This is a genomic window from Paenibacillus lutimineralis (assembly GCF_003991425.1).
Classification (GTDB): domain Bacteria; phylum Bacillota; class Bacilli; order Paenibacillales; family Paenibacillaceae; genus Fontibacillus; species Fontibacillus lutimineralis.
In genome coordinates, this window is record NZ_CP034346.1 from 2,182,273 (window position 1) to 2,195,158 (window position 12,886).

The window sequence follows — 12,886 nt, forward strand, 5'->3', positions numbered from 1 at the left end:
CAATTTCCACGATGTAACGTTGACAGCCGCAGGCACCTTGCCTGCGGCTGCTTATATTTATAATGAATAGATCTCATGTTGACGTAAGAATTGCATTGGACCTGTTTTGCCAATGTAGTTCTCCATATCATCCGCATAATGCATCAGATACATCATTTGCTGAATGTCCTCAGGCAGGCTGCGCAGTTCATCCAGTGTCGTATGCACCGCCCCAGGCGAGATAAACTGTACTTCATGCAGAATGGTACGGCAGCCCCGCTCGCGAACAAGCTTCATTAATAACTCAGGTTGGAAGGTCATATCCGCACTATAGAAAACCTCTTGATTGATGTATAGCGAATAACTATCTTTTCCGGGGATGTGTGGAGTTTGAATTAATTCAACAGTGAGATTTGGTGACAGAGAATACGGAATTCCTTCTTTCAACGTATGAACCTCAAAGGCATCCTCCAGCGAAGAGATTCCTTCCTGAGTTAATCCACCTTTGAGTGTATTTTCCCATAGTGGTTGGACTAGCTTCTCACTAATATATAGGACCGGCTTACGCCCGTATTGAAATTTCATCCGGAAGGCGAATTCCTCCAGGCCACCGACATGATCTCCATGGATATGGGTGATTAGAATCGCATCGATCTCATCTGGTGTCCTACCTATTTGATGCGAAGAGATGGGAGCGGTAATTCCGCAATCGATCAGCAGTGTGAAATTTTCAACACTGAGAAGCGCATTATTGTTGAAATATTGCTTGGCAAAGGCACCGCCTGTTCCTAGCATTTGCAAGCTTAATGACATATTTATTCACCTCTTCTTTTTGATGCTGCACTACGTATTAATATATCATTTTCCAATGCTGGCCCGAAATTATTTCAAAAAAATAATAACCTTTCATGAAAACAGCGCAACTTGGTTCAATATTTGGAGTATAAATTTACATCAACATGAATCTTATGGAGGGGTATCATTTATGAAATGGAGAAGAGTTGCAATACTCGTTACTATATTCTCCCTGATGGGAGGTTCACTGCTATTCGCTGACTCGGCTTCCCAGAAAGTCCGTCTGCTGATGAATGGCCGAGAGCTTGATGATGGCAGTTATATCATTGATGGGAAGACGTATATTCCTGTTCGTGAACTTGAAGGGTTGATTTATTATGATGACTCTACGAAGACGGTATATTATTATAAACCGAATGTACATATCTCTCTGATCCAATCGTCCGATGGCAAAGTCTTCGGCGATATCAACAAGAGCGGGAAGCTGAAGTTCAATGTATTCACGCAGGTCGACAATTTAAAGACCGATATATCCGCAGTTAGGGTATCTATCACTTCTCCAGACGGCAACACAACTGTAATTCAGACGAGTGATATTCCTAATAATAAGGATAATTTCTGGTTCCGGACTGAGGATTTCAACTATGATTTCAAGAATGCTGGGAAATATAAAATCGGCTTCTACATGAAACCAGCAGGTGGAGGGGATTTCACCTTAGTCTCAGAGAAGAACGTTAATGTGCTCAAATAACTAGCCCTAGTAATCTAAATTGACCTGTCCGTTGTAAAGTGTTACGATACCACAAGGTTGATAACTTTAAACTAAAAGCGAGGTATTTTGAATGAGCGAGCATAATCACGAGCACGGCGAAGCATGCGGTTGCGGACATGATCATGATCATGACCACGAGCATGAAGAGTTCGTGTTGACTCTAACGGATGAGAATGGAAATGACGTGGACATGGTTCTCGTTGAGACATTTGACGTAGGCGAGAAGCTGTATGCATTGCTGCTTGAACGCAACAATCCGGGAGCCGACGGCATCATTCTACGCATGGAAGAAGAGAATGAAGAAATGGTGCTGTACAATATCGAGGACGAAGATGAGTGGAGTCAAGTAGAAGAAGCTTACAATCAGCTCGTATCCGAATTGGACGAAGCATAAATTTTTCGATAAATAAGAGTTGTCTTTGGCATTTATGTTGCCTGGGGCAGCTCTTTTTTTGAATAAAAAAAGGACCTTGAAGACTGTATATACAGCCTTCAAGTCCTGTCTCAAGTTTTTATTAGAAGATCGGATCAGCTTCGACAATAACTTTAACGTTCTTGATGTAACGGTCTTCAGGTCCTTTTACAGGTAATCCGACCGAGACATGATCCTGAATATAATCGATATTGTCCTGGGAGATAACCTCACCAGGCAAGAGGATCGGAATTCCAGGAGGATAGACATATATGAATTCGGCAATAATTCGGCCAGCTGAATCCGCGAACGGAACCACCTCGGTATCAGCATAGAAGGCGTCACGAGGAATAAGCGATAATTGCGGAATTTCCGGTATTTTAACGATCAGTTCGTTGGCGTTGCCTTCTTTATAATACAAACTGGACAGCTCTCGTAGAGCGGTTAGTAACGTATCCACTGTCTCCTGATTATCTCCAGGCGTGATCAGACACAGAATATTGTACATATCGCTGAGCTCGACTTCGATCTTGTAATGTTCTCTGAGCCAGTTCTCCGTCTCGTAGCCGGTGATGCCCAAATGGCGGACATGAATCGTCACCTTGGTAGGATCGAGATCGTAGGTGGCTTCGCTGCCGAGGATTTCACGACCGAAGCTGTACAAGCCTTCAATGTCGTTCACGCTGCGGCGAACATAATCAGCTAATCGAATCGATTCCTCGGCCAATTCATGGCCATGAAGAGCCAGAGTTCTTCGCGCAGTGTCCAGTGAGGCCAGCAGCACGTAAGAAGTGGAGGTCGTCGTCAGCATACTCATAATCGTCTGGACACGCTGAGGATTCACATAGCCATTCTTCGTATTCAGATTGAGCACAGAGCTCTGCGTCATTGAACCGCCCAGCTTGTGAACGCTGGTTGCCGCCATATCCGCTCCAGCTTGCATCGCAGACATAGGCAGATTTTCATGGAAATGAATATGAACGCCATGCGCTTCATCCACAAGTACAGGAACATGATAGCTATGAGCCAGGTCAACAATTTCCTTCAGATGAGCGCAGACCCCATAGTAGGTCGGATTGATAACCAATACCGCCTTGGCGTCAGGGTGCTTCTGCAGCGCTCTGCGTACCGAAGAGGTCGTAATTCCGTGATCGATTCCGAGATTGGCATCCTGAGCCGGGGATACGAAGACAGGCTTCGCTCCGGAGAAAATAATCGCCGACATGATCGATTTATGGATGTTCCTTGGTACGATAATCTTATCCCCAGGAGAGCAAACAGACAAAATCATGGTCATGATAGCTCCACTGGTACCTTGCACCGAGAAAAAGGTATAATCCGCCCCAAAGGCATCGGCTGCAAGGTTTTGGGCTTCTTCAATTACGCCCGACGGCTGATGGAGGTCATCAAGCGGGGCGATATTGATCAAGTCAATAGACAGAGCATTATCGCCAATAAAATCATGAAACTCTTTATCCATACCCTGGCCTTTCTTATGTCCGGGAATATGGAATTGTACAGGGTTAGTGGCCGCGTGCTGCTTAAGTGCAGTAAATAACGGCGTACGTTGATGATCCATTTAGTCGTCTTCCGCCTTTCTTAAAAAATTAACAAGCTTGAGTATAGCAAAAAGCGACCGGAATGCAAGAAAAGATTCAGTCGTATGATGAATTCTGTTGTTCTGCAGGTAAAAGGGAGCCAAAAAATGGGCAAACTGATATCAATGAAGAAGGGGAGATCATCTTCCCGGGGAGGGGTGAGCAGATGAAAATGACATCAAAGCTTGTTAACAAATCGTTGTTAACTCCGACCTTTGTGTGTCTGTGGATCATTATGTTTCTGGTCGAGTTCGTCAAAGGTTCTTTGCTGGTATCGGTGCTGCCGGTCTATATGGGAGATGTGCTGAAGCTTAGCGCTTTCCTGATCGGACTTTCCTTCTCGCTCCAGTATATCGGGGACAACCTGTTTCGAAGCCCGGCGGGCTGGCTTGTAGAACGGCTCGGGTTCCGTATGACGATGGCGGTTGGACTATTGATCACACTAGGAGCGGTGCTGATCCTCAGCTTCATTAAGACCGTAGGATTTATTGTGCTTGGCTGCGCACTGCTTGGCATTGGAACGGCGCCTTTATGGCCCTGTGTAATGATGGGGATCTCCGCAGTGACGAAGGAGAAGAAAAACTTCGGCACAGCGATGGGAGTCATCCAGATTTCCAGTCTTGGTGGAACAGGGCTTGGGCCGATTATTATTAACTTTCTCGTCAGTAAGTCTTATACGCTGGTATTCTGGTTCTTACTTGCCTGCATGGTCGTTGTTGTGATCATCTCACTATTCTTGCCCGGTAAAGGAAATAAGCAGGTGTACGCCGCATCTAGAAGTGAGGGGCAGAAGGGCAGATTGCGCGCACTGCTGCAGAACATCCGTCATACGTTGCACCATATTCGGCATAATTTGAAGGTAAGTCCTTTTCTATACCCGGCGCTCTTCCTTCAGACATTTGCGATCGGGTTATTGACACCGGTTATAACTCTATATGTTAGAACAGAACTAGGGCTGTCACCTGAAGCCTACAGCGCCATGTTAATAGCTGGTGGGGGGATTGCTGTCGCTGGATTAATTCCGGTCGGTAAATTAGTAGATCGTTACGGGACAAGATTGTTTCTAAACGTCGGCTTTGCCTCGGCCGCTATCTCGGTCTGCCTATTTGCGCTTACCCGCTCAATTCCAATCGTGTGGATTCTAGTTATCCTGATCGGGCTTAGCTATTCCTGCATTCTGCCAACCTGGGATACGATGCTGTCGCATTTGATTCCGGAGAGGGAGAAGGGGACGGTCTGGGGATTCTTCTTGACGATCCAGGGCTTCGGTATGATTATCGGACCAATCGTCTCCGGGAAATTATGGGATTGGCTTGGTCCATCGGCCCCATTTCTGGCCAGTGGCTGTTCTATGGGCTTGCTGTTCTTCGTGCATCTCATCCTCTCCCGGCCAAGCTATCGTCTGAGTACCGAATAAGTACGGAGGTGATAGGCGGATACCACCGATGGGTAGTCCGGGAGAAGGAGGACAGGCACAATGATATCTTTTTAAAAAGAGGCTTTGTACAGAGGCTGCAGGGTTGCAAAAGTCTCTTCGATCTTAGCAAGCAGCTTTTCGCCATCGAGCAGAATGGGGTCATCGCGCTCAATTCGCAAACCGCACATCATTTCCGCCTTCTTGACGTTTTTGAGCCGCTCAGCCATCACCTTTAATTCAGTGGAATTGACTTCTGCATGTGGGGTTCCAACCGGATTGAAGTGATCCATGGACCAAAAGAAATGCTCAGGTACCATCTTCTTCACTTTGGCCGCATGCTTGTCCAGGAAATCGGCGAATACAAGCTTGTTTGGGCTCTCATAAATAACCGCAAAAATAATGAACAGATGCGTAGAGAACAGTCCTACTTCGAAATGCGGCAAAGCCTTATAACCGCGTTTGGCGCTTGCCAGGGCCACCCAGGTATCAATTGGCGGATTGACAGTCCGTCTAGCATGCTTGGCGACATGGGGGTACATCTCCTCTCCGCAAAGTGCGGACAGATAGGTGGACAGTGTCTGGCCCAGATCCTCCAGCTTCGGTCTGACCTGAGCGATAATCGCTTCCATTCTGCCCTCTAGGCCAGGTACTGTGAATACATCGAAATCCTGCGCGGTGAAACCGTTGAAATTCGTCATCATGATTAACCTCCATATTCAGTGCTTCAATCAAGCACATCATGTCACAATTTAACTATTCTAGAAGTAGTTCAAAAAGTCCGCTTTTGATCACGAAGTGAATCAAGGAGTAACTCGGCATCGAATCTTGAATTCAGCCCGGGTCTTCCGGTGCTCACGTACCCCAAATGTACGCTCCGCTCCTCAGACCCTAGCTTCATCCAACCTTCTCGGTGCTGAAAACCGTACTTTTTGAACACATATTTTTTAGTATAGCATAAACATTGTTATAGTTAGGTTGTACAGCTAATAGCGAAAATAGGCGTGATCTTGCCTGCCGGGCCTTTCCTGCCCTTTTGTCGCAGATCGGGCTTAGAGATGGGGAAAATTAATCAATAATCCAAGTTCCGTTACATAATATGAAGTATAAGATAGGGTAAGCCGCAATCGGGAGATGAAGGTGAGAGCTAAATCCAGACAGCATCGGCTTTTTAGCACTCACAAATGATGAGGAGGGAGTGCCGTGAATAAAAGTTATGAAGTGGAATACTGCAACCTGGAACTCCGATTCGACCGTCGGCACATTCAGCAATTGATCCGTGATTTGATCCAAGACGGGTATTCTCTATACTGGAGCGAGAATGAGACGACTTTCATTATCTCAGTCCGTACAGGCCGCAAGCTGACGAAGCTGCGTTTTCAGCGTATAGCGAATGGATACAAGCTGGTTGGCGATTATGTTATCAAGGATGCCAAACTGGCCGAGTGGCTGGAGAAATTAATCGGTGATCTACGCGGGCATGCTGTCGTAAAACGGTTCAAAGATCGGCAGATCGTGGTCGAGAACATTCTGTTCGGAGAACTAATCCGACAGGTAGAAATCAACGGAGTAGAACATAAGGTTATTTATCAAAAAGGGCCAGTGGTTGATGTGAAGAAAATGGCTGAATTATATATGGCTCAACTCGCGGAGAAGCAGCTTGAGCAGCTGCGGAAGGAGCTTGATGCAGAACTTGAGAAACTGTATGACGCTCTGCAAGAGGGAGATCAAGAGAGCGCCGAGGCTTGCAAGGAGAAACTTCGTAAGATCAGGCTCGAATTAATCCGCCTGGAGTGGTAAATTAATAGCCTTTAGCAAGGATAAATGATCGCCTTTTTGAAAATGAACTAAATACGAACAATATAATTTTTGCAATCTGTGCAAAATATTATTGCAGGCCCCCTGAGAACCTGGGGCTTGTTTTATGAGGATATGATGAAGGTATTCACTTCTATTCACAAAAGAGTTAAAATGATAGTATTGAAAAAAATAAACAGTGAGTAAAGGATGGAGACCATGTCAAAACAACAAATTGGCGTTATTGGCCTTGCCGTTATGGGCAAGAATTTAGCCCTGAATATTGAAAGCAGAGGTTTTACCGTATCGGTGTTTAACCGTTCTCCGCAAAAAACTCATGATTTGCTCGAAAATGAAGGCAAAGGCAAAAACCTTGTCGGCACCTTCTCCATTGAAGAGTTCGTTCAATCTCTTGAAACTCCACGTAAAATTTTAATTATGGTACAAGCCGGTGCAGCTACTGACGCAACGATTGAGAGCTTGCTTCCTCATCTGGATCAAGGTGATATTATTATCGATGGCGGCAATGCTTACTTCCCGGATACTCAGCGTCGCAGCAAAGACCTCGAAGCCAAAGGATTCCGCTTCATCGGTACTGGCGTATCCGGCGGGGAAGAGGGCGCGCTTAAGGGGCCTTCCATTATGCCAGGCGGACCGGAAAGTGCTTATAAACTTGTAGAACCTATTCTGACTGCAATTTCTGCAAAAGTAAACGGTGACCCATGCTGTACATATATTGGACCGGACGGCGCCGGGCACTATGTGAAGATGGTGCACAACGGTATCGAATACGGAGATATGCAGCTTATTGGCGAAGCTTATCATTTGCTGAAGGATGTCCTCGGCACGGATGCCAAGGAATTGCATGAAATTTTTAGCGAGTGGAACAAAGGTGAGCTCGACAGCTACCTGATCGAAATTACAGCTGACATCTTCTCACAATACGATGAAGAAACCGGAAAACCTATGGTTGACGTCATTCTTGACGCAGCTGGCCAGAAGGGTACTGGTAAATGGACAAGCCAAAGCGCACTCGATCTTGGAGTTCCATTGTCTATGATCACTGAATCCGTGTTCTCCCGCTTCTTGTCTGCGATGAAGGAAGAGCGCGTGGCTGCAAGCAAGATTCTGAACGGCCCGGCTAAGAAGGAATTCAAAGGCGACAAGCAAGAATTCATTGAAAATGTACGTAAAGCTCTGTTCGCCAGCAAAATCGTATCCTATGCTCAAGGATTTGCACAAATGCGTTCGGCTTCCGATGAGTATGGTTGGGATTTGAAATATGGCAATATCGCTATGATCTTCCGCGGTGGCTGCATCATCCGTTCGCAGTTCCTGCAAAATATCAAGGATGCTTATGATCGCGATGCTGCGCTTAAGAACTTACTGCTCGATCCTTACTTCAAGAACATCGTTGAGAGCTATCAAGATGCTTGGCGTAAAGTGATTGCCGCAGCAGTAGAGAACGGTATTCCAGTACCAGGCTTCTCTAGTGCCTTGGCTTACTACGACAGCTACCGTACAGATCGCTTGCCAGCGAACCTGCTTCAAGCGCAACGTGATTACTTCGGCGCTCACACCTTCAAGCGTGTAGACAAAGAAGGCGTATTCCATCATCAATGGTTCTAAGCCTGAGTAACTGGGCAGAGAAGCCCGTATCTCAGCAGAGCTCTATTATATAGAGCAAGAATAAGACGTCGCACCCAGCGGATTTCCGCTTGCTGCGGCGTCTTTTTGGAATCATTAGTGTATTTCCTGAGGGACTGAAGGATAGGCAGTGCCACATCAGCGTGCTCTTGTGTTATGATATGAAAAAAGTTTGCTGTCAAGCTGGAATTAAAGTAGGTGAGATGTTGAGTAGTCATAAGGATAATATTATACTTGTCGGCATGATGGGGACTGGTAAATCAACAGTAGGGGCGCATTTGGCTGATAAGCTTGGCTACCGTCTGATTGATCTTGACCAGCAGATCGTGCAGCAGGCCGGCTGCTCTATTCCGGAGATCTTCGCTGAGAAGGGTGAAGCTTATTTCCGCGATCTAGAGTCGGATGTGCTTGATCGGGTCCTGCAAGAGGGTGGTATCGTTCTGGCCACCGGTGGAGGGGCTGTGCTGCGGGAGAGCAATTGCAAGTGCATGCTCGGGCATGGACAAGTTGTGGCCCTTGCTGCGACAGTAGAGGAGATTCTAAGCCGTGTTGGCGAAGATAAGAATCGACCCTTACTGGCCGGGGGCGCGAAGCAGCGGATAGAGACCTTGCTGGATGAACGAAAGCACGCTTATTTGTTCGCACATCATCATGTGAATACGACAGGTAAGAGTGTTGAACAAGTGTCAGATGAAATTTTAATGCTTTGCCGCGGTTAATCATCAATTCATAAAGGAGAACTTATAGTATGGATGTTATCGTTAGACCAACGCCTGAGTTAAGGGGAGAGATCGGAGCGTTATCGTCAAAGAATTATACAACACGTTATTTGTTGGTTGCCGCGCTGGCTGAGGGTACAAGCACGATTTATTATCCAGCCCACAGCGAGGACAGCGATGCGATGCGTCGTTGTATTGCTGATCTTGGCGCTGTATTGGAAGAGGATGAAGAGAAAATCGTCATCACAGGCTTCGGGCGGCATCCGAAGGATATCAAGGAATTGAACGTAGGCAATGCAGGCGCTGTGCTGCGCTTTCTATTAGCGATTGCGGCCCTGTCCCCGGATATTACCTTTGTGAATACGTATCCTGATTCATTGGGCAAGCGTCCGCATGATGACTTGATCGAATCATTGCAGAGCATGGGTGTTGAAATCGAGCATCGGGATGGCAAGCTCCCAATTACTGTTCGTGGCGGTGCACCGAAGGGCGGCAAGATAAGAGTATCCGGTGCGGTCAGTTCGCAGTTCCTTAGCGCTCTACTGTTCCTCACACCATTGCTTGAAGAGGACAGTGAGATTGAGGTTGTCAATGATCTGAAATCGAAGGTCGTTATCGGACAAACGCTAGAGGTGCTGGAACAGGCGGAAATTGTCATCCATGCCAGCGAGGATTTGATGAATTATAAAGTGCCTGGTCGTCAATCCTACCAAGCGAGGGATTATACGGTGCAGGGAGACTATCCAGGCTCAGCAGCAATTCTGGCTGCTGCGGCTGTGACGAATTCAGATGTGAAGGTGCATCGTCTGATGGAACAGAGCAAGCAAGGCGAGCGGGCAATCGTTGACGTACTGCGCATGATGGAAGTTCCACTAACCCATGAGAACGGAGTCGTTCACGTCCTCGGCAATGGTCACTTGAAGCCAATTGAGTTCGATGGCGATGCAGCGACAGATGCCGTACTCGCTATGGTAGCTGCTGCGGTCTTCGCCGATGGCACATCCCGTTTTTATAATGTAGAGAATTTGCGGTACAAGGAGTGCGACCGCATTACTGATTACTTGAACGAGCTCCGCAAAGCCGGTGCCGATGTCGAAGAGCGCCAGGCGGAGATCATCGTGCACGGTCGTCCAGGTGAGTTGCCAGGCGGCGTCACAATCAATGCGCATTACGATCATCGGGTTATCATGGCTCTAACTGTTGTAGGTCTTCGTTGCCAGCAGCCGCTAGTCATCAAGGATGCGCATCATGTCGCCAAATCGTATCCAGGATTCTTCGACCATATTACTGCACTTGGGGGTAATGTGGAGTGGGTTGAAAACGGGACTTTGTGAACATACATTTAGAGAGGAGTAAGCAAAATGGCATTTGAAAATCCAAGCAGAGAGAAAATCAAAGAAATTCTAGAGAAGGCCGGAAATATTGCGATTGTCGGTTTGTCTGATAAGCCGGATCGTACTTCTCATATGATTGCTGAGGCATTGCAGAGCAATGGATACCGGATTATCCCGGTCAACCCTGTCGTCTCGGGTGAAATTCTCGGCGAGAAGGTCTATCCATCGCTTAAGGATATTCCTGAGCCTATAGACATTGTTGATGTCTTCCGCCGCAGCGAATATACACCTGAGATCGCCAAGGAGGCGGTTGAGATCGGCGCTAACGTATTGTGGCTGCAGCAGGGCATCATTAACGAGGAAGCGGCTGACACCGCCGTTAAAGGCGGGCTCACCGTCATTATGGACCGCTGTATTAAGGTGGAGGACAGCCTCCTGATCGGCAAACGCCACGGTTAAGAGAATCAATCCAGAGCTAATAGGACCTTGAATATCGTCCGGTATAATCTATGCCGGGCGATTTTCACTTGTCTGCACTATTTCCTTTGACAAAAGAATGAGGCTGGGCTTACCATTAAGAAATAGAGAGAGACTATCCTATAAATGCGTGTTCAATAGTCAGAGTTCAGTACTGGCTTGTTGAACAACCTCTATAAGGGTTTAAATAGGTTTAGGGGGTCGAAACATGATACAAGGTATTGGTGCAGCGGCTGGTGTTGCTATCGGCAAGGCATTTGTGCTGCCCACCTGGGAATGGGATGTTCCGGATCGGCGAATGGAAAGTGTGGATTTGGCCAAGGAGTTCGAAAGGCTGTATGAAGGCATTAGAACGTCCAAGACTGAAATCGAGTTCATGAAGAACGAGATTAAAGAGACGGTTGGAGTAGCAGAATCTAACATTTTTGATGCACATATCGCCATACTGGAAGATCCTGTTTTTATGAGTGAAATTCGCGGGATTATAGAGCGTCAATACAAAGCGGCCGAAGTGGCTGTTAAAGAGGCGATTGATCATTTTGTAACGATGTTTGATCTGTTGGATGATGAGTATATGAAGGAGCGGGCGCTTGATATTAAGGATGTTGGTAACCGATTGCTTAAGCATTTGCTCGGAACCCCAGATATTACACTGCCTTCCGATACACAGCCCTATATCCTGGTAGCCCGGGAATTGTCCCCCTCACAGCTTGTCCATTTGAATCCACAGCGTGTGCTGGGGATGGTAACGATAGCTGGGGGCAAGACTTCGCATTCGGCAATTATGGCACGAGCGCTTGGAATTCCACTCGTCTCAGGCCTGGAGGATTCCTTGACAGAGATATTTAAGACAGGCGATCTTCTGGTGATTGACGGGGATGAAGGAGCTATTTTCCTGAACCCGGATCATGTCATTATCGATCAATATACAGCGATTGCCGAGAGACAGCGGCGGAGGAAGGAACAACTGCAGCTACTCGCTACGGTGGACCCTGTAACGAAGGATAATGTGCGGATGAAGCTGGCTGGCAATATTAGCTCGGTGAAGGATCTGGAGCTGACCTTCAAATATGGAGCGGAGGGAGTTGGGCTGTTCCGGACAGAATTTCTGTATATGGATCGGCTGGGCTTCCCAAGCGAAGAGGAGCAGTTTGAGGTCTACCGTCAGATCGCCGAGAGAATGGGAGAGCATTCGGTCGTGATCCGAACATTGGATATCGGCGGTGATAAGCAGCTGGAATACTTTACGATCCCTGAAGAAGAGAACCCAGTGCTGGGATTCCGGGCCATTCGTATAAGCCTTGATAATAAAGAAATTTTCAAAACGCAGTTAATGGCTATTCTGCGGGCAAGTGCTTACGGTAATGTTAAAATTCTCTATCCGATGATCTCCTCGCTGGAGGAGGTTCGCAAAGCGAAAGAAATTTTGCAGGAAGCCAAGCAAGAACTTACCGCTAGAGGAATTGCCTATGACGACAATGTACCGATCGGGGCGATGATTGAGGTCCCAGCAGCCGTAGCGATTGCAGATCTTCTGGCTCAGGAAGTAGATTTCTTCAGCATAGGCACGAATGATCTGGTCCAGTACGTGCTTGCTGTAGACCGGATGAATGAGAAGATTGCCCATATGTATCACCCTTTTCATCCGGCGGTACTACGTATGCTTCGACAGACCGTTATAGCGGCGAAGGAAGCGGGAATTCCGATCAGTGTATGCGGCGAGCTGGCCAGCGATGAGAGGGCACTTCCGATTTGGCTCTATCTCGGGGTAAGCAACCTGAGCATGTCGTCGCAATCCCTTCTTCGCGTCAAGCACCGGATACTGAATATTTACGCTAGTGAGAGTCGTGAATTAGGCGCCCATTGCTACCGTCTATCGACGAGCACTGAGGTGGAAGCGGAACTGGTTCGTTACTTAGGAACCGAAGTACGTTAAATCTTA

General features: G+C 47.2%; 12 protein-coding genes. 9 read left to right on the plus strand and 3 right to left on the minus strand.

Annotated features, from left to right (window positions below; all coding sequences use genetic code 11):
- Positions 1-57: 57 nt before the first annotated feature.
- Positions 58-792 carry an MBL fold metallo-hydrolase gene (locus EI981_RS09045; protein WP_126997384.1) on the minus strand — a complete coding sequence of 245 codons (735 nt, stop codon included), beginning with the start codon at positions 790-792 and terminating at the stop codon, positions 58-60.
- Between the two features lie 172 nt (positions 793-964).
- On the opposite strand from EI981_RS09045, the gene EI981_RS09050 reads away from it, so the two are divergent.
- Positions 965-1,525, plus strand: a complete 561-nt coding sequence (locus EI981_RS09050) for a stalk domain-containing protein (RefSeq protein ID WP_126997386.1) — start codon at positions 965-967, stop codon at positions 1,523-1,525.
- A gap of 91 nt (positions 1,526-1,616) precedes the next feature.
- The gene (locus EI981_RS09055) at positions 1,617-1,940 is read left to right on the plus strand and encodes a DUF1292 domain-containing protein (RefSeq protein WP_068781974.1); all 324 of its coding nucleotides are present in this window, start codon (positions 1,617-1,619) and stop codon (positions 1,938-1,940) included.
- Positions 1,941-2,061: 121 nt separating this feature from the next.
- Here the strand turns inward: EI981_RS09055 and EI981_RS09060 are convergent, their stop codons facing one another.
- A complete protein-coding gene (locus EI981_RS09060) occupies positions 2,062-3,537 on the minus strand; it encodes an aminotransferase class I/II-fold pyridoxal phosphate-dependent enzyme (protein ID WP_126997388.1) in 1,476 nt (491 codons plus the stop codon).
- Between the two features lie 185 nt (positions 3,538-3,722).
- On the opposite strand from EI981_RS09060, the gene EI981_RS09065 reads away from it, so the two are divergent.
- Positions 3,723-4,973, plus strand: a complete 1,251-nt coding sequence (locus EI981_RS09065; protein ID WP_126997390.1) for an MFS transporter — start codon at positions 3,723-3,725, stop codon at positions 4,971-4,973.
- 71 nt (positions 4,974-5,044) lie between these two features.
- On the opposite strand, the gene EI981_RS09070 is transcribed toward EI981_RS09065, so the two are convergent.
- The gene (locus EI981_RS09070) at positions 5,045-5,674 is read right to left on the minus strand and encodes a YktB family protein (RefSeq protein WP_126997392.1); all 630 of its coding nucleotides are present in this window, start codon (positions 5,672-5,674) and stop codon (positions 5,045-5,047) included.
- 499 nt (positions 5,675-6,173) lie between these two features.
- Between EI981_RS09070 and EI981_RS09075 the strand changes: the two genes are divergently transcribed.
- The 6 genes from EI981_RS09075 to ptsP all read left to right on the plus strand — a co-directional run bounded on the left by EI981_RS09075 (position 6,174) and on the right by ptsP (position 12,880).
- Positions 6,174-6,770: a hypothetical protein gene (locus tag EI981_RS09075; protein WP_126997394.1), complete on the plus strand. Its 597-nt coding sequence runs from the start codon at positions 6,174-6,176 to the stop codon at positions 6,768-6,770.
- Positions 6,771-6,986: 216 nt separating this feature from the next.
- The gene (gene gndA, locus EI981_RS09080) at positions 6,987-8,396 is read left to right on the plus strand and encodes an NADP-dependent phosphogluconate dehydrogenase (RefSeq protein ID WP_126997396.1); all 1,410 of its coding nucleotides are present in this window, start codon (positions 6,987-6,989) and stop codon (positions 8,394-8,396) included.
- A 221-nt stretch (positions 8,397-8,617) separates the two neighbouring features.
- Entirely contained in the window at positions 8,618-9,133 is a 516-nt protein-coding gene (locus EI981_RS09085) for a shikimate kinase (protein WP_126997398.1), read from the plus strand.
- A 29-nt stretch (positions 9,134-9,162) separates the two neighbouring features.
- The gene (gene aroA / locus EI981_RS09090; RefSeq protein ID WP_126997400.1) at positions 9,163-10,467 is read left to right on the plus strand and encodes a 3-phosphoshikimate 1-carboxyvinyltransferase; all 1,305 of its coding nucleotides are present in this window, start codon (positions 9,163-9,165) and stop codon (positions 10,465-10,467) included.
- 27 nt (positions 10,468-10,494) lie between these two features.
- Entirely contained in the window at positions 10,495-10,926 is a 432-nt protein-coding gene (locus tag EI981_RS09095; RefSeq protein ID WP_126997402.1) for a CoA-binding protein, read from the plus strand.
- Between the two features lie 226 nt (positions 10,927-11,152).
- Positions 11,153-12,880, plus strand: coding sequence for a phosphoenolpyruvate--protein phosphotransferase (ptsP, locus tag EI981_RS09100; RefSeq protein ID WP_126997404.1), 1,728 nt, complete (start codon positions 11,153-11,155; stop codon positions 12,878-12,880).
- Positions 12,881-12,886 lie beyond the last annotated feature (6 nt).